General features: G+C 65.8%; 21 protein-coding genes. 16 read left to right on the top strand and 5 right to left on the bottom strand.

The annotated features are described in order from the left end of the window. Positions 1 to 897: a tRNA (adenosine(37)-N6)-dimethylallyltransferase MiaA gene (gene miaA, locus M1D93_RS07540; protein ID WP_461174507.1), complete on the top strand. Its 897-nt coding sequence runs from the start codon at positions 1 to 3 to the stop codon at positions 895 to 897. Positions 898 to 1,025: 128 nt separating this feature from the next. Further along, a complete protein-coding gene (gene dapF / locus M1D93_RS07545; protein ID WP_461174508.1) occupies positions 1,026 to 1,970 on the top strand; it encodes a diaminopimelate epimerase in 945 nt (314 codons plus the stop codon). On the opposite strand, the gene M1D93_RS07550 is transcribed toward dapF, so the two are convergent. After that, positions 1,942 to 2,565, bottom strand: a complete 624-nt coding sequence (locus M1D93_RS07550) for a class I SAM-dependent methyltransferase (protein WP_461174509.1) — start codon at positions 2,563 to 2,565, stop codon at positions 1,942 to 1,944. The genes dapF and M1D93_RS07550 overlap by 29 nt on opposite strands. Positions 2,566 to 2,993: 428 nt before the next feature. Between M1D93_RS07550 and hflX the strand changes: the two genes are divergently transcribed. Both hflX and M1D93_RS07560 read left to right on the top strand, forming a co-directional pair. Then, on the top strand, positions 2,994 to 4,574 hold the full coding sequence (gene hflX / locus M1D93_RS07555; RefSeq protein ID WP_461174510.1) for a GTPase HflX: 1,581 nt from the start codon (positions 2,994 to 2,996) through the stop codon (positions 4,572 to 4,574). Then, positions 4,567 to 6,624: an ATP-dependent DNA helicase gene (locus M1D93_RS07560; protein ID WP_461174511.1), complete on the top strand. Its 2,058-nt coding sequence runs from the start codon at positions 4,567 to 4,569 to the stop codon at positions 6,622 to 6,624. The genes hflX and M1D93_RS07560 overlap by 8 nt, the downstream gene beginning before the upstream one ends. Positions 6,625 to 6,628: 4 nt before the next feature. Here M1D93_RS07560 and lexA read toward each other — a convergent pair whose 3' ends face one another. After that, positions 6,629 to 7,363 carry a transcriptional repressor LexA gene (gene lexA / locus M1D93_RS07565; RefSeq protein WP_461174512.1) on the bottom strand — a complete coding sequence of 245 codons (735 nt, stop codon included), beginning with the start codon at positions 7,361 to 7,363 and terminating at the stop codon, positions 6,629 to 6,631. Positions 7,364 to 7,683: 320 nt separating this feature from the next. On the opposite strand from lexA, the gene M1D93_RS07570 reads away from it, so the two are divergent. The 8 genes from M1D93_RS07570 to M1D93_RS07605 all read left to right on the top strand — a co-directional run bounded on the left by M1D93_RS07570 (position 7,684) and on the right by M1D93_RS07605 (position 14,140). Further along, positions 7,684 to 8,088, top strand: coding sequence for a LysM peptidoglycan-binding domain-containing protein (locus M1D93_RS07570; protein WP_461174513.1), 405 nt, complete (start codon positions 7,684 to 7,686; stop codon positions 8,086 to 8,088). Positions 8,089 to 8,329: 241 nt separating this feature from the next. Then, positions 8,330 to 9,448, top strand: coding sequence for a histidinol-phosphate transaminase (locus tag M1D93_RS07575; protein ID WP_461174514.1), 1,119 nt, complete (start codon positions 8,330 to 8,332; stop codon positions 9,446 to 9,448). 60 nt (positions 9,449 to 9,508) lie between these two features. Next, complete coding sequence (hisB, locus tag M1D93_RS07580; protein WP_458778959.1) at positions 9,509 to 10,135, top strand: imidazoleglycerol-phosphate dehydratase HisB; 627 nt, start codon at positions 9,509 to 9,511, stop codon at positions 10,133 to 10,135. Then, the gene (hisH, locus tag M1D93_RS07585) at positions 10,132 to 10,899 is read left to right on the top strand and encodes an imidazole glycerol phosphate synthase subunit HisH (RefSeq protein WP_461174515.1); all 768 of its coding nucleotides are present in this window, start codon (positions 10,132 to 10,134) and stop codon (positions 10,897 to 10,899) included. Before hisB ends, hisH begins: the two co-directional genes overlap by 4 nt. Next, a complete protein-coding gene (locus M1D93_RS07590; protein ID WP_181037399.1) occupies positions 10,900 to 11,058 on the top strand; it encodes a hypothetical protein in 159 nt (52 codons plus the stop codon). 72 nt (positions 11,059 to 11,130) lie between these two features. Continuing rightward, positions 11,131 to 11,877, top strand: coding sequence for a bifunctional 1-(5-phosphoribosyl)-5-((5-phosphoribosylamino)methylideneamino)imidazole-4-carboxamide isomerase/phosphoribosylanthranilate isomerase PriA (gene priA / locus M1D93_RS07595; protein ID WP_461174516.1), 747 nt, complete (start codon positions 11,131 to 11,133; stop codon positions 11,875 to 11,877). 28 nt (positions 11,878 to 11,905) lie between these two features. After that, positions 11,906 to 12,787, top strand: a complete 882-nt coding sequence (locus tag M1D93_RS07600; protein ID WP_461174517.1) for an SseB family protein — start codon at positions 11,906 to 11,908, stop codon at positions 12,785 to 12,787. 54 nt (positions 12,788 to 12,841) lie between these two features. After that, positions 12,842 to 14,140, top strand: coding sequence for an MFS transporter (locus tag M1D93_RS07605; RefSeq protein WP_461174518.1), 1,299 nt, complete (start codon positions 12,842 to 12,844; stop codon positions 14,138 to 14,140). 81 nt (positions 14,141 to 14,221) lie between these two features. Here M1D93_RS07605 and M1D93_RS07610 read toward each other — a convergent pair whose 3' ends face one another. Beyond that, positions 14,222 to 14,608 carry a DUF1844 domain-containing protein gene (locus M1D93_RS07610; protein WP_461174519.1) on the bottom strand — a complete coding sequence of 129 codons (387 nt, stop codon included), beginning with the start codon at positions 14,606 to 14,608 and terminating at the stop codon, positions 14,222 to 14,224. A 389-nt stretch (positions 14,609 to 14,997) separates the two neighbouring features. Between M1D93_RS07610 and infC the strand changes: the two genes are divergently transcribed. The 4 genes from infC (at position 14,998) to M1D93_RS07630 (ending at position 17,830) form a co-directional block, all read left to right on the top strand. Beyond that, a complete protein-coding gene (gene infC / locus M1D93_RS07615) occupies positions 14,998 to 16,026 on the top strand; it encodes a translation initiation factor IF-3 (protein ID WP_461174520.1) in 1,029 nt (342 codons plus the stop codon). A 116-nt stretch (positions 16,027 to 16,142) separates the two neighbouring features. Beyond that, complete coding sequence (gene rpmI, locus M1D93_RS07620; protein WP_009358635.1) at positions 16,143 to 16,337, top strand: 50S ribosomal protein L35; 195 nt, start codon at positions 16,143 to 16,145, stop codon at positions 16,335 to 16,337. A gap of 119 nt (positions 16,338 to 16,456) precedes the next feature. Further along, entirely contained in the window at positions 16,457 to 16,849 is a 393-nt protein-coding gene (gene rplT, locus M1D93_RS07625) for a 50S ribosomal protein L20 (protein ID WP_461174521.1), read from the top strand. A 66-nt stretch (positions 16,850 to 16,915) separates the two neighbouring features. Continuing rightward, positions 16,916 to 17,830, top strand: a complete 915-nt coding sequence (locus M1D93_RS07630) for a TrmH family RNA methyltransferase (protein WP_461174522.1) — start codon at positions 16,916 to 16,918, stop codon at positions 17,828 to 17,830. Positions 17,831 to 17,914: 84 nt separating this feature from the next. Here the strand turns inward: M1D93_RS07630 and M1D93_RS07635 are convergent, their stop codons facing one another. Both M1D93_RS07635 and M1D93_RS07640 read right to left on the bottom strand, forming a co-directional pair. After that, a complete protein-coding gene (locus tag M1D93_RS07635; RefSeq protein ID WP_461174961.1) occupies positions 17,915 to 18,145 on the bottom strand; it encodes a GlsB/YeaQ/YmgE family stress response membrane protein in 231 nt (76 codons plus the stop codon). Next, entirely contained in the window at positions 18,142 to 19,350 is a 1,209-nt protein-coding gene (locus M1D93_RS07640; RefSeq protein ID WP_461174523.1) for an MFS transporter, read from the bottom strand. The genes M1D93_RS07635 and M1D93_RS07640 overlap by 4 nt, the downstream gene beginning before the upstream one ends. Positions 19,351 to 19,447: the final 97 nt, after the last annotated feature.

Genomic DNA, 19,447 nt, shown 5'->3' on the forward strand with positions numbered 1-19,447 from the left:
GTGGGCTCCCCGCCGGTTATCGCCGTCGTCGGTCCCACCGGTTCCGGCAAGTCCGATTTGGCCGTAAACCTCGCCCTTGAGCTTGATGGCGAAGTCATCAACGCCGACGCCATGCAGTTCTACCGGGGCATGGACATCGGTACCGCAAAAATCACCATGGCTGAACGCAGGGGCGTGGCGCACCACCTCCTGGACATCCTGGAGGTCACCGAGGAAGCCAGCGTTTCCTGGTTCCAGCAGCAGGCGCGTGCCATCATCACGGACATCCACTCACGCGGGAAACGGGCCATCCTCGCCGGCGGCTCCGGCCTCTACGTGAGGGCCGCCCTTGATGTCCTTGAATTTCCCGGGACGGACCCGCGGCTGAGGCAGCAGCTTGAGGAAGAGTTGGCGGCCCAAGGCAGTGGCGCACTGCTGGCCCGGCTCCAGGCCGTAGATCCGGTATCCGCCGGCAGGCTCTCGGACGACCGGCGGATCATCCGGGCCCTGGAAGTCCATCAGCTCACCGGACGGCCGTTCAGCTCCTTTATGCCCCAGCGCGAGTACTACCAACCCGCAGTACAGATCGGGCTCACTGTTGACCGGGACCAGCTCCGCGATCGCCTGGCCCGCCGGGTGCACCGGATGGTGGACGACGGGCTGCTCGCCGAGGTGGAGCGGCTTGCAGGGCAGGGACTGCGGCAGGGCAAAACGGCCCCCCGCGCCTTGGGCTACTCGCAGTTCCTGCGGGTCCTTGACGGCGAATCAACTGTCCCAGAGGCGGCCGAAGAGACCATCGTGGCAACCCGGCAGTTCGCCCGGCGGCAGCTTACGTGGTTCCGCGCCGACCCCCGGATCAAGTGGCTGGACTGGCAGGATCCGCAGCTGGTGGCCCACGCGGCTGCCCCCTGCAGCTGAAGCGGGCACGTCCGCCACGGGTTCCAAGAGTTTCTTGGCCAGTGGGAGTCGGGGCGGTGGAAGTCGAGCTGTTTGGGAATAAACCCGCGGTTTCAGGCACCCTCCGCCCGACCGGTAACCTTGACACCATGAACGCAACCCTTGCCCAGACAACAGAGCACGCCTTCCGCACACTGGGTGGGCTCCGCTTCTCCAAGGGGCACGGCACCGGCAACGACTTTGTCCTGGTTGCCGACCCGGAGGGGATGCACATCATCGGGGAAGAACAGGTGGCAGCACTCTGCGACCGCCACCGCGGCATTGGTGGAGACGGGCTGATCCGGGCCGTACCGTCCCGCTTCCTGCCTGAGGGTCGTGAGCTACTGGCCGCGACCCCCGACGCCGAGTGGTTCATGGACTACCGCAACGGCGACGGATCACTGTCCGAGATGTGCGGCAACGGCGTCCGCGTCTTCGTCCACTTCCTGCGCACCGAGGGTTTGGTGGACCTGCCCGACGGCGGGGCGCTCACCATCGGCACCCGCGCCGGGGCAAAAACGGTTGTCCGCACCGGTGAGGACTACGCCGTCGACATGGGCCCCTGGGAGTTCATCTTCCCCGGGGAGGCCACCGCCAAGGCGATGGATTCGCTGGTCACAGCAGATGGACTGGAAGTTCCCCGTCCCGCTTTGTCCGTCAGCATGGGCAACCCCCACACCGTCGTTGCCCTCGCCGAGCTCTCCGAACTCGCAGGGACCCGCCTCTTCACCGCACCCGTGGTCGACCCGGTGCCGGCCAACGGCACCAACGTGGAGTTCGTGGTTCCGTCCGAACCCCTAGTGCACGACGGGGTCGGGTCGGTCACCATGCGCGTGCACGAACGCGGAGTGGGGGAAACCCAGTCCTGCGGAACAGGAGCCTGCGCCGCCGCCGTAGCCATCAGGCATTGGGCAGGAGCGGAAGCGCCGGACACATGGGAGGTCCATGTCCCGGGAGGCGTGGTGGGGGTCAAATTCTTCGCCGGCCCCGGCGGTCACGAACACGTGGAGCTGAGCGGTCCCGCCGTTATTGTGGCAAGTGGGACGCTTTCCTGACCTTCAGGATCCGGAAGGACTTGGAGGTCGATTCCCGGCTCACGCTGAAGGACTCATCCAGTTCGCCCGCCAGCCAGCGCTGAAGCGAGTCCGCGCCCAGGTTCTTCTGCACCACCAGCCATGCCGTTCCCCCCGGTGCCAGGCGGGGCAGCCATCGCCTCAGGAGCGAATGCAGTTCGTCCTTGCCGATCCGGATGGGCGGATTCGACCAGATCGTGTCGAAGCGCACCTCCGGATCCACAGAATCGGGCGTGCTGGCCACCACGTTGGACAGTCCCAGCGAAGCCGCGTTCTCGTTGGTCAGCGTGATGCACCGTTCATTGACGTCCACTGCATAAACGTGCGAGTGCGGCGCCCGCAGTGCCATGGTGAGTGCAATCGGTCCCCAGCCGCAGCCGATGTCCAGCAGGTTTCCGGTAGGCGAAGGGGCCGGAACCTGGGCGAGGAGCACAGCGGTTCCCTTGTCGATGCCGTCAGGGCTGAAGATGCCCGTGGAGGTCTGCAGCCTGCGCGTTTCCCCTGCGAGTTCAACCGTGAGCGGCTTCCGGGTGAACGGGCCGGCGGGGGATGCGCTGAAATAGTGTGCGGACTCCATAACTCGCCAGAGTAGTTCCCCTTGCAGCGTAAAGTGAAACCCTGCCCTTTGCCCCTCTGCTAAAGTTGAAGCCATGTTCCTGATCTTCGAGTAGCCGGCACGGGCCCTGCCCGTCCCGTAGCCATGTCCCACAGCGACGCAGGCAAATAAGCCTTCCGCTCAGTGCACCGGACCCGCGCAGATGCGCCTGCTCCGGCCGCCGGACAATACTCGAAAGTCAGCCTCCCGCTGTCTCTTTCGCCGATTCTCCGGCTCCTTTCCCCTTCCGCCACCTCCACGTGATGTGGCCGCCACCGCCAGCCGATTTCCCGGCCCGGCGAACCAAACAGGAGAACTGCATGACCGCAGGCCGTCAGCCCAGCGCGAATACTTCCCCAACCAGCAGCAATCGGCACTATTCTGGAATTGCCGAATCTTCAAAGGAGACCATGACCAGCCAGCCCAACACCGGATCCGATCCAGCCGCCCAGGACATGAGCCCTGAGGAAATCCAGGCCGTGATCGACCGGATTCTCTCCAAGGACGTCCCGGCGAAAAGCGTCAGCACGGCAGGCGATGCCAGCCGCGGCGACGGAAAGGGTGTGCTGGGCAAGGCCCAGGCCATATCCCGCCTGGATGAAGAACATTCAACGTACGACGGCGACCAGCAGGACCTCGAGGAACGCCGGGCACTCCGCCGCACGGCAGGCCTTTCCACCGAGCTGGAAGACGTCACCGAGGTCGAGTACCGCCAGCTTCGCCTGGAACGCGTGGTCCTCGCCGGCATTTGGTCCGAGGGAACCCTTGCGGACGCGGAAAACTCGCTGCGTGAGCTTGCCGCCCTCGCCGAAACAGCAGGTTCGGAGGTCCTGGACGGACTCGTGCAGCGCCGCGACAAGCCGGACCCGGGCACGTTCCTGGGCTCAGGCAAGGCGCTGGAACTGAAGGACATCGTGATGTCCACCGGCGCGGATACCGTTGTGGTGGACGCCGAGCTCGCTCCGTCCCAGCGCCGCGGCCTTGAGGACATCGTCAAGGTTAAGGTCATTGACCGGACCGGGCTGATCCTGGACATTTTCGCCCAGCATGCCAAGAGCCGGGAAGGCAAGGCGCAGGTGGAGCTCGCGCAGCTCGAGTACCTCCTGCCGCGCCTCCGCGGCTGGGGAGAATCAATGTCCCGCCAGGCCGGTGGCCAGGTTGGTGGCGCAGCGGCCGGCATGGGTTCGCGTGGTCCCGGTGAGACGAAGATCGAACTGGACCGCCGAAGGATCCGTACGCGCATGGCCAAGCTGCGGCGGGAGATCGCCGCGATGAAGCCTGCCCGGGAGACGAAACGCGCCAACCGCCGTCGTAATGAGGTGCCCTCGGTTGCAATCGCCGGGTACACCAACGCAGGTAAGTCCTCCCTGCTGAACCGCCTGACCGATGCCGGCGTGCTCGTGGAGAACGCGCTGTTCGCGACCCTGGACCCCACGGTCCGTAAGGCCGAAACCGCCGACGGCCTCGGTTACACGCTGGCAGATACTGTCGGTTTTGTCCGTTCGCTGCCCACCCAGCTGGTGGAGGCCTTCCGCTCCACCCTCGAGGAGGTTGCGGACTCGGACCTGATCCTGCACGTTGTGGACGTATCGCACCCCGACCCCGAGGGCCAGATCACTGCAGTCCGCAAGGTCTTCAGCGAAGTGGATGCACGCAAGGTCCCTGAAATCATCGTCCTCAACAAGGCCGACGCCGCCGATCCCTTTGTGGTGGAGCGGCTGAAGCAGCGCGAACCGCGCCACGTTGTGGTTTCGGCCCGCACAGGGGAGGGCATCCCCGAGCTGCTGAAGGCGATCAGCGAGGCCATTCCGCGCCCGTCGGTCAAGCTTGAGCTGCTGATTCCTTACGACCGTGGGGACCTGATCAGCAAGCTGCATGAGTCCGACGCCGAGATCATCAGCGTCGACCACGATGAAGCCGGTACCCGGGCAGTTGTTAAAGTCCGGGAAGGCCTCGCGGCTGAACTGGAATCATTCGTCAGCAATGACTGACCTGGTGGCTGGCGAAGCCACAAGTACGGCCGGCGAGCAGTTCGTGATCGAGCTGCTCGACCGCGCCGTTGCCGGCATGGGCGGTCAAAGCCGCAGTGGGCAGCACGAAATGGCCCGGCAGGTGGCCCGGGCGATAGAAACCGGCGACCACCTGCTGGTCCAGGCCGGAACGGGCACCGGCAAGTCCTTGGCGTACCTGATACCCCTGATAGCCCACGCCCTGAGGAGCGACAAGCCCGCCCTCGTCTCGACCGCAACGCTTGCCCTGCAGACACAGATAGTGGGCAGGGACATCCCGCGGCTCCTGAAAACCATCACCCCGGCCCTGGACCGGCCCGTAAAAGTGGCCCTGGTCAAAGGCCGGTCCAATTACGTCTGCCTGCACAAGCTTGAAGGTGGGTTCCCCTCCGAGGAGCCGGCGGAGGGCCAGTTGTTTTCCCTGGGGGAGGACACCAGCGTCCCGCACTTTGCTGCGGCTGTGGGCGGTCCTGCTTCGCAGCTGGGCAAGGAAGTGGTACGCCTGCGGGAGTGGGCCGAGAAGACCACCACCGGTGACCGGGATGAGCTCCTGCCCGGCGTCACCGACCGGGCCTGGCGGCAGGTTTCCGTCACGTCGATGGAGTGCCTGGGTGCGCAGAAGTGCCCGATGGCGGCGGAGTGCTTCAGTGAGCTCGCACGCCAGGACGCGGCCGACGCCGACGTTGTGGTCACCAACCATGCCATGCTCGCCGTCAGCGCTTTCGAAGGCCTTGCGGTGCTGCCCGAATACGACGTCGTTGTGGTTGATGAGGCCCACGAACTCCAGGACAGGGTCACGGGAGCTGTCTCGGGGCAACTGTCTGTGGCCATGGTCCACGCAGCTGCCGCCGGCGCCCGAAAGCACACCGCCATCACGGTGGATGCCCTCAACGCCGCTGCCGCCAACCTTGAAGTCGCCCTGGCCGGGGTTCCCAACGGGCTGCTCCCCAATGGACTGAACGATGAGCAGCTGGACTGTGTGGACCAGCTCCGCGAGGCCTGCCGCGCCGCCCTTTCCGATTCCAAGGGGGACAGCAGCACAACGGCCGACGGCGGGCGGCAGCTGGCGCGCTCCCGGCTGATGCTCATCCTGGAACTGTGCGAACGGCTCCTCGCCGCCCGGGAGAACCGGGAAGTCGTGTGGTTTTCCCGCGCCAGCTCCTTTGACCCCCAGCAGGGATATTCCCAGCCGGACGAGAATGCGCCCGCGCTCATCAATATCGCCCCGCTCTCCGTCGCTGGGCGGTTGCGGGAGGGATTGTTCGCGGGGCACACGGTTGTCCTCACCTCCGCCACCCTGGCCATCGGCTCAGCCTTCGAGCCGGCAGCAGGAGGTTTGGGGCTGGTCGGCGAGGGGGCGCCGAGCTGGACCGGCATTGATGTTGGCTCGCCTTTTGACTACCCGAAGCAGGGAATACTGTACGTGGCCGGGCACCTGCCCAAGCCCGGCCGGGGGGCGTCCCCTGAGTCTCTGGCTGAACTGGAGGCCCTGATCCGGGCTTCCAACGGTGGTGCGCTCTGCCTGTTTTCGTCCCGGCGGGCGGCAGAAGAAGCGGCCGAGGCACTCCGGCCAAAGCTGGCCATGACCATCCTGTGCCAGGGCGACTCCACCATGACGGCGCTCGTGAAGCAGTTTGCTGACGAACCCGACACCTGCCTGTTCGGCACCATGTCCCTGTGGCAGGGCGTGGATGTTCCCGGCGGGTCATGCCGCCTCGTGGTCATCGACCGGATTCCCTTCCCCCGGCCCGACGATCCGCTGATGACTGCGCGGTCCCGCGCGGTGGCGCAGGCCGGCGGCAACGGCTTTATGTCCGTTTCGGCCACCCACGCCGCCATCCGGCTCGCTCAGGGCGCGGGACGGCTTATCCGCTCAACGGGGGACAAAGGTGTGGTGGCGGTGCTGGACTCCAGGCTGGCCACCGAGCGGTACGCGGGATTCCTCCGGGGCGCCCTGCCGCCCTTCTGGTCCACAACGGACAGGAAGACAGCCATCGCGGCGCTGGAACGGCTGGCCAAGGAGAACGCCTGAGAGGCTAGAGCGAGCGCAGCACCGAAACAACCTTGCCCATGATGGTGGCGTGGTCCCCCAGGATGGGCTCGTACTGCGTGTTCTGCGGCAGCAGCCAGGTGTGGCCGTCGCGCTGGCGGAAGGTTTTCACCGTGGCTTCGTCGTCCAGCAGTGCCGCGACGATATCGCCGTTGGCCGCGTCCGCCTGGCGGCGGACCACCACCCAGTCACCGTCGCAGATGGCCGCATCCACCATGGAATCGCCGGCAACCTTGAGCATAAACAGCTCCCCCTGGCCCACCAGCTGGCGGGGGAGCGCGAGAACGTCCTCCACTACCTGCTCCGCCAGGATCGGGCCGCCGGCAGCGATCCGGCCCACGAGGGGAACCATGGCAGTGTCCATGGCGGTGGGCAGCACGGTGACGCTGCCGCTGCCGGCCGGCAGGAGCGCAGCAGGCTCAGCTGCCTGCTTGGGCGAACCGCCGTCCAGGGTGAGGGGCATCAACACCTCCATGGCACGCGGACGCTTCGGGTCGCGCCGGAGGTAGCCCAGCTTTTCAAGCTGCGAAAGCTGGTGCGTGACGCTGGAGAGGCTCGCGAGACCGACAGTGTCACCGATCTCCCGCATCGACGGCGGATAACCGTTGTCATTCACCGAGCGCTGGATGGTCTCCAGAATCTTCTTCTGCCGCGGCGTCAGGCCTTTGGCGGTCTTCTTCGGTTGGGAGATTGCCCTGCCCCCGGCGGCTGCTGCTGCCATATTCGCCAATGCCTTTCGGTTGCCCCGGACTCTTGTGGCCCGGACCTGAAGTTCACGCCGCCAATGTCAGACCCTGCTGATCAACTGTCGAGGTGGTAGTTCCTTTCTTCAAAGCTAGGCCAGCCACATTGCTTTTTCAAACATTTGTTCTAGCGAGTCTCGACATTATTCGTTGATAGGTGCTAAAACAGAAGAAGCAAAGTTCGAATATGTGTTCTATTCGCAACGCGTCCATTCGAAGACCCGAACCAGGGGTCACGGCTCGGGCGCGTCCGGAGGGGAACGTCGGGCAGCACAGTAAGGTCCAGGAGGGCTAAATCATGTCAGCTACATCTGCTTCGCAGGATTCATTTCCGGTGCATCACCTCACGTCCGGGCGGGACAAGCCCCAGACTGTGCGTCCCGCACCACTTCCGCCCCTGCGCCTGACGCGGCGCGGAAAGATCGTCCTGATCGGAATTCCCCTGGTACTGCTGGCCGCCCTGCTGCTCTCCCTGGCCGGTTTCTTCAACTCGCCAGCGAAGGCCTCGGACTCGGCGGCGGACCTGGCTGTGACACCAACGGTCACTGTCACGGTGCAGCCGGGGGAGTCCCTGTGGGCGATTGCAGGAAGCGTTGCACCGGAGCGGGACGCGCGGGACGTTGTGGCGGACATCGTGCAGCTTAATAACCTGACCGCCGGCGCGGTCCTCCCGGGGCAGCAATTGTTCGTCCCCACCCGGTAGCAGCCGCCCGCAACGCCCGCTGGACGTCGACCGCAACGGAAGCCGCCCGCACCGCCAGCTGGACGTCGCCCTGGAAGCGGGTGGAAGCGTGGCCCGGAAAGCCCGGTGAAACGGCTCCCGGAAAGCGGGCCGGGATGGCAGCGGGAAAGCGCCTGCGCAGGCTTGGCGGCACCGGCACGCTGAGCGCGAACAGGAGCCCGTCACATTTTCCGGCGCCAAGTACTGGCACTAAACTGTTCAGGTGAATGACCAGCTAGAGCGCCTCAACCGGCTACCCCTCCGCAGCAACCTCCGTGGGCTGACCCCTTACGGCGCGCCCCAGCTGGATGTCCCCATCCTCCTCAACGTGAACGAGAACACCCATGGCGTCCCGGCGGACGTAAGGGCTGCCATCAGCGCAGCAGTGACTGAAGCCGCCGCCAGCCTCAACCGCTACCCGGACAGGGAGTTCAGCGAACTGCGGAAGGCCCTGGCGGAATACCTGGGCCACGGGCTGGATGAGTCGAATGTCTGGGCGGCCAACGGCTCCAACGAAGTTCTCCAGCAGATTCTCCAGGCATTCGGCGGCCCCGGCCGCACGGCGCTGGGCTTCCCGCCCACGTACTCCATGTACCCGCTGCTGGCCAGCGGCACGGACACTGAATACATCGTGGGTGAACGGGCTGACGGCTACGGCCTCAGCGCGGAGTCCGCGGCCCTTCAGTTGAAGGAACTGCAGCCCAACATCGTATTTCTCTGCTCGCCGAACAACCCCACCGGAACCGGGCTGGGCCTCGATGTCGTGGAAGCCGTGTACGAGGCCGGTGAAGCGAGCCAGACGATGGTCATCGTTGATGAGGCCTACCACGAGTTCGCGCATGACGGAACGCCCAGCGCCCTGACCCTCCTGCCCGGCCGGGAGCGGCTGATCGTCTCCCGGACCATGAGCAAGGCCTTTGCCCTGGCCGGAGCGCGCCTCGGCTACATGGCCGCGGCTCCGGAAGTTACCGACGCCCTGCGGCTGGTGCGCCTGCCGTACCACCTGTCCGCCGTCACGCAGGCGACTGCCCTCGCAGCGCTGCAGCACCGTGAGGCGCTGCTGGCCGATGTTGAAGACATCAAAAAGCAGCGCGACCGGATTGTGGCCGGACTGATCCGGATGGGCCTCAAGCCCGCCGCGTCCGATTCCAACTTTGTGTTCTTCGGCGGCCTGGAAAATCCCCACGAGGTCTGGCAGGAGCTGCTGGACGCCGGTGTCCTGATCCGCGACGTCGGGATTCCCGGCCACCTTCGGGTGACCGCAGGCACTGAGACGGAAACCACAGCGTTCCTGACCTCCCTGGAAAGTATCCTTGCCGGCCAGTCCAAGCTTCCGGCCTAGACTTGAAGCAGCGGCGCTGGACGCCCTGAACCACTCCTTCTTCCCAAAGGACCCTTGACCATGAGTTCCACCGGATCCAATGCGGCCGTGGCCCGGACCGCGCGCATGGAGCGTGCCACGAGTGAATCCTCCGTGCTCGTGGAGATCAACCTTGACGGTACCGGCATCTCGGACATCGACACCTCGGTGCCCTTTTACGACCACATGCTGACAGCGCTCTGCAAGCACTCGCTGATCGACCTGACAGTAAAAGCCACCGGAGACATCCACATCGATGTCCACCACACCGTGGAAGACGTTGCCATCACCTTTGGCGAGGTGCTGCGCACCGCCCTGGGAAACAAGGCCGGGATCCGCCGCTTCGGCGAGGCCACCGTTCCCCTGGACGAGGCACTGGCCCACGCAGTCGTTGACGTGTCCGGCCGTCCCTACCTCGTGCACGGGGGTGAGCCCGCAGGCCAGGAGTACCACCTGATCGGCGGCCACTTCACCGGCTCCCTTACCCGCCACGTCTTTGAAGCCATCACCCTGCACGCAGGGATTTGCCTGCACATGAACGTCATCGCAGGGCGGGACCCGCACCACATCGTTGAGGCCCAGTTCAAGGCCTTCGCCCGTGCCCTTCGCGCCGCCGTTGAATCCGATCCGCGTGTTGAAGGCATCCCTTCCACCAAGGGCGCGCTGTGAGCGGCCAGGTGCTGCGGGGCGGCGCCATCATCGATCCCTCAGCTGCACAGAAGCTGCCCTCGCCCGAGGGGAAACCCACGGTAACGGTGCTGGACTACGGCTCCGGGAACGTCCGCTCAGCGGTCCGTGCCCTTGAACGCGCCGGCGCAGAGGTAATCCTCAGCTCCAAGCCCGAGGACGTCCTGAACGCCGACGGCCTGGTTGTTCCCGGGGTCGGCGCCTTTGAAACGGTCATGCGCGAGCTCAAGGCCGTGGACGGCATCCGCCTTATCGGCCGGCGCGTCGCCGGCGGCCGCCCTGTCCTGGGCATTTGCGTCGGCCTCCAGGTGCTCTTTGAGGCCGGCGTGGAACACGGTACGGAAGCTGAAGGCATCGGGGAATGGCCCGGCAAGGTCGAGCTCCTGCCGGCGGAGGTCGTTCCGCACATGGGCTGGAACACGGTGAAGGTGCCCGAAGGGTCAAAGCTCTTCGCCGGCGTCGAAAACGAGCGGTTCTACTTTGTGCACTCCTATGGCGTGCAGGAGTGGAACTTCGACGTCGTCCAGCCGCGGATGGCCGCACCCCTCGTCACCTGGTCCGAGCACGGTGCCCCCTTCATCGCCGCGGTGGAAAACGGCCCGCTGTGCGCCACTCAGTTCCACCCGGAAAAGTCCGGCGACGCCGGCGCCCATCTCCTGCGCAACTGGGTCGAAGCCCTCCGCAAACCATCCGGTGCGGGCAACCCGAACGAATCCGGCGAAACGCTTTCGAGTGGCGACGCCTGAATGTGGTCCGTTATCCTGATGGGCCTCGCCGGACTGCTGATCGGCGGCGCCCTGTCCTTCCGGCAGCAGCATAAGCCGCTCTGGACGCAGGTCTCGTTCTATGTCCTGGCAGGCATGGCACTGCTCGCCGCCTACCTGCTGACCCTGCCGGCCAACTAGCTGCTGAACAACCAACGGCCGGCCAGGCAGCTGTCCGCCGCACCTCCCTGCCCCCTAACACTGAGGATCACGATGAACTCCGCTACCGACCTGCCGGTACTTGAACTGCTTCCCGCCGTCGACGTCGTCAACGGCCAGGCCGTCCGGCTGGTCCAGGGTGAGGCGGGCAGCGAAACCAGCTACGGGACCCCGCTGGAAGCGGCCCTGAACTGGCAGCAGCAGGGTGCGGAGTGGGTCCACCTCGTTGACCTCGACGCGGCCTTTGGCCGCGGCTCCAACGCTGAACTCCTCCGGGAAGTTGTTGGCCGGCTGGACATCAAGGTCGAACTCTCCGGCGGCCTCCGCGACGATGAGACCCTGGAGGCGGCACTCGACCTCGGCGTAGCCCGGGTGAACCTTGGGACAGCAGCTTTGGAGAACCCCGAATGGACCCGCCGGGCCATCGAACGCTTCGGTGACAGGATCGCCGTCGGGCTCGACGTACGCGGAACCACGCTGGCCGGCCGCGGCTGGACGAAGGAAGGCGGGGACCTCTGGGACGTCCTGGGCCGGCTCGAAGAAGCAGGTTGCTCGCGGTACGTGGTCACTGACGTGACCAAGGACGGCACCCTGCAGGGGCCCAACGTGGAGCTGCTCCGCCAAATGGTCGAAAAGACGGGCAAACCGGTAGTGGCATCGGGGGGAATCTCAAGCCTGGATGACCTCAAGGTCCTGCGTTCCCTGGTACCGCTGGGCGTTGAAGGAGCCATCGTTGGCAAGGCCTTGTACGCCGGGGCCTTCACGCTGCCCGAAGCGCTGGACGTCGCCGGCCGCCGCTAGGCAGCCGGCACAGCACCAGCAGGACGCCATGGCCAGCAACGAACCCGGTACCCCGCCGCAGCGCCACCTTCCCGGCCACATTGCCGCCGCATTGGCCGGGGCAGGTGGCCCCGCCGACTCTGCCGGGCAGCCCTGGGCGGGGCGGAGCCTCGCCGGTGACGACGCTAGGATCCATAACTTTGAGGACGACGACGGGACGGCCGACGCCGGCTACCTCACCGCCGTCGCGGCCCTGCAGGCAGGACAGGGGGATGAGGCCGCTGTAGTCGCCTCGCTGGCCACCGCCCGCGTCTTTATCCCGATCGTGGCCCAGCTCGCCGAAGAAGCCGAGGGCCAGGATGGCCTTCAGGCTGACAAACAGGCTGACATGGCTCTGGTCACCCTCAAGGCCGCCGACGGCAGGACCGCCATGCCCGCCTTTACGTCTGCTGAAGCGTTGGCAGCCTGGCACCCCGAGGCCCGGCCTGTCGCGGTCTACGCAGCCAGGGCTGCCCTTTCCGCGGTGTCCGAGGGCGCTGAACTGCTGGTCCTTGACCCGGGGGCGGCAGTAACGTTTGTGGTCCGAAGGCCGGCCATGTGGGCCCTGGCCCAGCAGCATGAGTGGATCCCGTCCTACACTGATGACGTCCTGGCCGATGAGATGCGGCGGGCCGCGGCGGGCTTCCCGGCGGTGCGCGGCCTGGAACTTCTCCCGGGCAGGGGAGTGGCGGCCCGGGCCGCTGACGGTTCCGTTCTTGCCGGCGGCGGGGCCGGTCCCGAGCTGCAGGTGGTCCTGTACCTCGCGGACGGCCTGGACGCCGCCGGGGTGCAGCAGCTGGTTGCCGGACTGCAGGCTGAGTGGTCCCGGAATGTATTGTTTGGTGAGCGGGTCGACTCCATGGAAATCAAACTGCGGCGCGCTGTCCACTAGCTGCTGCCAGGAGGGGGATCCCCGGCCGGCTGCGGCAGACCGGAGGATTCTTTCGTGAATTTCGCTCTCTACCGGGAGTTGCTGGCCGTCCAGCCCATCAGGCGGCTGCTTCTGGTCGGCCTGATCGCCCGTATCCCGCACTCGGCGGCCGGAGTGCTGCTGACCCTGCACATTGTCCTCACCCTGGACCAGGGGTATGCGGCTGCGGGTGCAGCCGCTGCCGTGATGACCATCGGTATCGCCCTTGGCGCTCCCTGGCGGGGGCGGCGGGTGGACACCGTAGGGCTGCGCAAGGCCTTGATTCCGTCTGTAGTGTCCGAGACTGTCATCTGGTCGATAGTGCCGCATGTCTCCTACCAGTGGCTCCTGCCGCTGGTGTTTGTGGGCGGACTGCTCACGCTGCCCATCTTCAGCGTGGTGCGCCAGTCCCTCGGCGTACTCGCCGACGGCGAACAGCGCCGGACCGCCTTCGCCCTGGACGCGATCACTACCGAAGTGGTCTTTATGATCGGTCCCGCCGCGGGCGCCATCGTGGCCACCAGCGGCTTCAGCGTGGCCGGGCTTACCGTTGTGGGCGTGTGCACGTCGCTGGCCGGCCTGTTCCTGATGTGGTTCAATCCGCCAACGCGAAGCGTTGCCTCCGCCGGCGACTGCGAGGCGGACCAGCAGCGTGCTGCCGAGGCCGCCGTTGTCTCCACCGCCCCCGCCCACCTGCAGGAAGCCGCTGCGGACCTGGCCCCGGCTGCGGCCCACAATGCCCGCAGCCGCGGCTTGAAGGAGAAGGTGGCGGGCAGCTTTACCTGGTTCACCGCCACCGTGGCCGCACTCTTCGCCGTTGCCGCCGGTGCAGGAATGGTCCTCAGCGGCACGGACGTGGGGATTGTGGCTGCGCTGGAAACAGGCGGCCACCAGGCCGAAATCGGAATCGTGTTCCTGTTCTGGTGCGCAGCGTCCGTCGTGGGCGGGCTCGTTTACGGTGCCATGCACCGGCCTGTCCCGCCCATTGTCCTGCTTCTTGGCATGGCAGCCCTGACCATCCCCATGGGATTCGCCCACGACACCTGGACGCTTGCCCTGGTTGCCATCCTTCCGGGGCTCCTTTGCGCCCCGGTTCTCTCGTCAGCCTCCGAGAAGGTAGCGGACCTGGTGGATGAGGCGAGGCGGGGCGAGGCGATGGGCTGGTACGGCTCCGCCCTTACCGCGGGAGTTGCGCTCGGGGCTCCCCTGGCGGGCGTCTTCATCGACCAGGCGGGCCCATCGGGGGGCTTTGTCTCGGTCGGCGCTGCAGGCGTGGCGCTGTGCCTCATCGGGCTGGTGCTCCAGCGGCGCCGCAGAAGCAAGATCGCAGCCTAGGACAGGGTTAACGCACGACGGCGGGCTCCCCCCGGAAGGGAAGGCCCGCCGTCGTGAACTGCTCGGTGAGGCGTTACGGCGTCAGTTGACCGCGCCGGTGTACTTCTCGCCCGGGCCCTTGCCCGGAGCGTCGGGGATCAGCGACTCCTCGCGGAAGGCCAGCTGAAGGGAACGCAGGCCGTCGCGCAACGGGCCAGCATGCTGGGAGCCGATCTCCGGAGCGGCCGCGGTGACCAAACCGGCCAGTGCCGTGATCAGTTTCCGGGCCTCGTCCAGGTCCTTCAGCTCCTCGGCATTGTCTTCGGCAGCAAGGCCAAGCTTGACCGCAGCGGCACTCATCAGGTGAACGGCTGCAGTGGTGATGACCTCGATGGCCGGCACTTCCGAAATGTCGCGAATCTGCTGGGAGACGTCGGACCCGCCGTCCGCAGGCTCGAAAACGTGTGAATTACTGTCTGGGGTGCTCATACTGGTAAGCTTGACACAGACCGACTGGATGTCGTTATTTCAGAGATTGTTCCAAACGATCAAGGTTCCCACCGGCGCTTATCTGCGTTGACGGGAATTTTTTCTGTAAGATGGCATGCAGTTTGCAAGCGGAGTTCTCTCCCACCCGCGTCAGCCGCAGTTCCGCAGGATCCATGGAACGCAAGGTTGCCGGGTACTGGTTGGCGTTGGTTCCGGCATAGGCCGGAACCACCCGTGCAGTCCCTTGAGCAGGACACGCACAGCCAATCCTCGAGGCCTTCGATTGCTCCGGCAATTGGGGGCCTTCTCTATTTGCCGGGATCCCACAACAACACAGGAGCTTTAACATTAGCGAGCCAAGAATCAATGAGCGTATCCGCGTCCCCGAGGTGCGGCTGGTCGGCCCTGCAGGTGAACAGGTAGGAATCGTCCGTATTGAGGATGCCCTGCGTCTGGCCGCCGAGTCCGACCTTGATCTCGTTGAAGTTGCACCTCAGGCCAAGCCTCCGGTGTGCAAGCTGATGGACTTCGGCAAGTACAAGTACGAGGCCGCGGTCAAGGCACGTGAAGCCCGGAAGAACCAGACGAACACTGTTCTGAAGGAAATCCGCTTCCGCCTGAAGATCGACACCCACGACTACGAGACCAAGCGCGGGCATGCACTGCGCTTCCTCGGCGCCGGGGACAAGGTCAAGGCCATGATCCAGTTCCGCGGCCGCGAACAGCAGCGTCCGGAAATGGGCATCCGGCTCTTGCAGCGTTTTGCCGAGGACGTCGCTGAAGTTGGCGTGGTTGAATCCAGCCCGCGCATTGACGGCCGCAACATGGTGATGGTGGTTGGCCCGCTGAAGAACAAGGCTGAAGCCAAGGCTGAAGCACGCCGCGCCACGCAGCGGGCTGAAGCTAAAGCGCAGAACGAAGCCAAGGCATCCGGTCGTGTCGACGTTTCCGGCAGCGACCAGGCACCCTTGACGCAGTCCCTCGCGGACCTGCTTCCCGAGGGATTCACGGTCTCCACTGAACCGGAAGAAATAGCTGAAGCTCCTGTGCAGGAGACGGCTCCCGCCGTCGAACCTGCCGTCGCTGCCGCGCCGGCGGCGGAGGCTGTGCAGGAAGCTCCGAAGCAGGAAACTGTGAAGGAAGCTCCGAAGCAGGAAGCTCCCAAGCAGGAGCCTGCCAGGAAGGAAGCCCCCAAGGCTCACGCGCCGAAGGCTGCTGCTCCCGCACCGAAGGCTGCCGCACCGGCCCCCAAGCCGGTTGCTGAGAAGCCCGAAGCTGCCAAGCCGGCAGTTACGGCGCCGAAGCCCGCAGCAGTCCCGGCTCCGCCGAAGCCGGTGGCCAGGCCCGCTGCACCCAAGCCCGCCGCCCGCCCTGCCCCCAAGGCAGTGCCGAAGCCGGCTGGCAAGAAGACCACATAGTCCACAGCTGCCGGAGGTCGCCTTCCGGCAGTCAGCAACCAGCACGCCGCCCCCAGGGGCAGCTGCGCGATAGAACTGCAGGCCCAGCCTGCGGACACGTAAGGAGATCGGTTCCCATGCCGAAGATGAAGACCCACAGTGGTGCTAAGAAGCGCTTTAAGCTGACCGGCAGCGGCAAGCTGCGCCGCCAGCAGGCCAACCGCCGCCACTACCTCGAGCACAAGTCCTCCAGGCTGACCCGCCGCCTTGCCGGCGACAAGATCGTCTTCAAGGGCGACGCCAAGGTCATCCGGAAGATGCTCGGCATCTAGTTTCCAAGTTCTTTGACTGACCACCACCTGGTGTAAGTCACCTACCAAAAAGCCTTCTCAGGCCGCCGGGAATTCCGGCAGTAGATGCTTGGGAGCAGAATTTTCGAAGGAGTACGCACGTGGCACGTGTGAAGAGGGCGGTCAACGCCCACAAGAAGCGCCGGGTTATCCTTGAACGCGCAAAGGGCTACCGTGGACAGCGTTCACGCCTGTACCGCAAGGCAAAAGAGCAGCTGCTGCACTCGTTTGTCTACAGCTACGGCGACCGCAAGAAGAAGAAGGGCGACTTCCGCCGCCTGTGGATCCAGCGCATCAACGCTGCATCCCGCGCCAATGGCCTCACCTACAACCGTCTCATCCAGGGCCTGAAGGCCGCTGAGGTTGAGGTTGACCGCCGTATGCTGGCCGAGCTGGCCGTCTCCGACGCCAACGCCTTCGCTGCACTGGTCCAGATCGCCAAGGACTCGCTGCCGGCCGACACCTCCGCCAAGAAGGTTGCCGCTGCGCAGTAGCACCTGCCTTCCCTCGGACGAGGGACCGTTCAGGAACTGGTGGCCCTAGCCACTAAAGTTTCCTATATGAACGAAACCGGGCGCCCGCAGGATTTTCCACTCTCCAACCCCCGAGCAGATCGGGTGAGGGATGTGGCAAAACTTGCCGGGCGCCCGGCCCGTTTAAAGCGCGGACAGTTCCTGGCGGAAGGCCCGCAGGCAGTCCGTGAGGCCCTGAAGCTCCACCAGCAGCGCCTGGCCCAGGGAGCACCGGGCGTGGTCACCGAGGTGTTCGCCAGCGAAGCCTGCCTGGACCGGTTTCCCGAATTCGAGGAGCTGTCAGAGGGGACCAACGCCCGGCTGGCTACTGACGACGTCCTGGCTGCGATGGCAGACACCGTGAATCCCCAGGGGATCATCGCCGTCTGCCGTTTCGTGGATGTGGCGCTTGAAGAAGTGCTCGACGGCGGTCCGCGCCTGATTGCCGTCCTGTGCCAGGTCCGTGATCCCGGCAACGCCGGAACGGTCCTGCGGGCGGCTGATGCCGCCGGTGCCGACGCGGTGGTCCTCACTGACTCCAGCGTCGACATCTACAATCCCAAGGCGGTCCGCTCCACGGCGGGATCCTTGTTCCACCTCCCGGTGGTGCTGGGGGCAAACGTCAGCGACCTGGCAGCAGCATGCCGTGCCCGGGGGATCGGTATCCTGGCGGCCGACGGCTACGGCTCCCTCAACCTTGATGCACTGCAGGACGAGAACGCGCGGCGCCGGCTGACCGGTGACGGAGCCCCCTCGGAGTACCAACTGGAGAACCCAACGGCATGGCTGTTCGGAAACGAGGCGCAGGGGTTGTCCCAGGAGGAGCTGGACCTGGCTGACCACCGGGTGGCGGTGCCGGTCTACGGTGCTGCAGAAAGCCTTAACCTTGGCACCGCCGCCACCGTGTGCCTCTACGCGAGTGCCCGTTCGCAGCACCCCCTTCCGGCCGCCGTGACGGCATAGCTTTTTGTTTATACCCTGACGCGCAGCGGGGGCCCCGGTTACTCCGGAGCCCCCGCTTGCGTGGCATCGATGTCTAGCTGAGATTCAGGGCGCGCGTGAGGTGGTGCCGCGCCCGGTGATGGCACCGTAGATGCCGGCGACCACCAGGCCGCCTACGATGGCGAGAATCCACGTGCCGAGATCGAAGAAGGCGAGTTCGCCCCTGTTGAAGAGCAGGCTGCCGATCCAGCCGCCCACAATTGCGCCCACCACGCCGAGAACCAGGCTGGTGACCCAACCGCCGCCTACCCTGCCGGCCCCGGCCGCCGCGATCAGGCGGTTAGCGGCCTTTTGCGTTCCAGCAAACCGCTTACGACGACGACGCCCAGCCCGAGGACGGCAAGGCATGCGCCCACCAGCGCGGGGGCAACATAGCCCCACCCCCAGGCGATGACCAGGCCGCCCAGGAAAGCGCCCAGGGCGTTGGCAACGTTCAGGGCAGCGTGGTTCAGGGACGACGCCAGCGACGGCGCGTCCGGGGAGGCGTCGAGCAGGCGGGTCTGCAGCGCCGGCACGAGCATGGAGCCCGCGGCACCCACCACAAAGACCATGACCAGGGCGGACCAGGGCCATTGAACGGCGATCGCGTACGCCACCAGGGCAACTGCGATGGCAGGCAGCACGCTGTAGAGCGTACCCATCACGGACTTGTCGGCGATCCTTCCGCCCACCAAGTTGCCGGCCACCATCCCCAGTCCGTAAAGTGCCACCACCAGCGGAATCAGCGCGGAGGGGAGTCCGGCCACATGGGTCATCGTGTGGGAGATGTAGGTGTACGTGGCAAAGAAACCGCCGAAGCCCACGATGCCGATCATGATGGCAAGCCATACCTGGAGCCGCTTCAGCGCCCCCAGTTCACGGCGGATGCTGGCATCAGGATGGGCTTTCCGGAAGGGAACGAACCGCCAGATCAGCACCAGGGTCAGCACTCCGAGAAGGCCTACCAGGATAAAGAGCAGCCGCCAGCCGTAGGTCTGTCCCACCCAGGTTGCCGCCGGCACCCCGATGACGTTGGAAATGCTCAGGCCTGCCATCACCATGGAGATGGCCCAGCCGCGGCGGGTGGGCGGCACGAGTGAGGCGGCGATGACGGCAGCAACGCCGAAGAATGCGCCGTGCGGCAGACCGGCCGCGAATCGCGAAACCAGCATGGTTCCGTAGTCGGGGGCCAGGAAAGACGTGAGGTTGGCGAGGGTAAAGAACAGCATGAGGCCAAGCGCCAGGTTCTTGCGCGGAAGCTTGGCGCCGACGGCGGCAAGCAGCGGTGCGCCCACCACCACTCCCAGGGCGTAGGCGGAGATGAGGTGCCCGGCTTCGGGCGTGCTGATGCCCAGGCCCTGTTCCACTTCCTTGAGCAGGCCCATCATGGTGAACTCGGTGACGCCGATTCCCACCCCGCCCATGGCGAGGGCGAGGATGGCCATCGCGATATTGGGGGAGGAGGTGCTTTTTGCCGTGGGCGACTGTAGGACGCTGCTCATGTGCCTGCTTTTCGAAGTGCTGGGATTCAAGGTTGGGCTGCAGCCACGGCAGTGGGGCTGGGATGGGGCCTGGACCCCCGGGACAACCTCCGGCCGG

It is taken from the genome of Arthrobacter sp. Z1-9 (assembly GCF_054792695.1).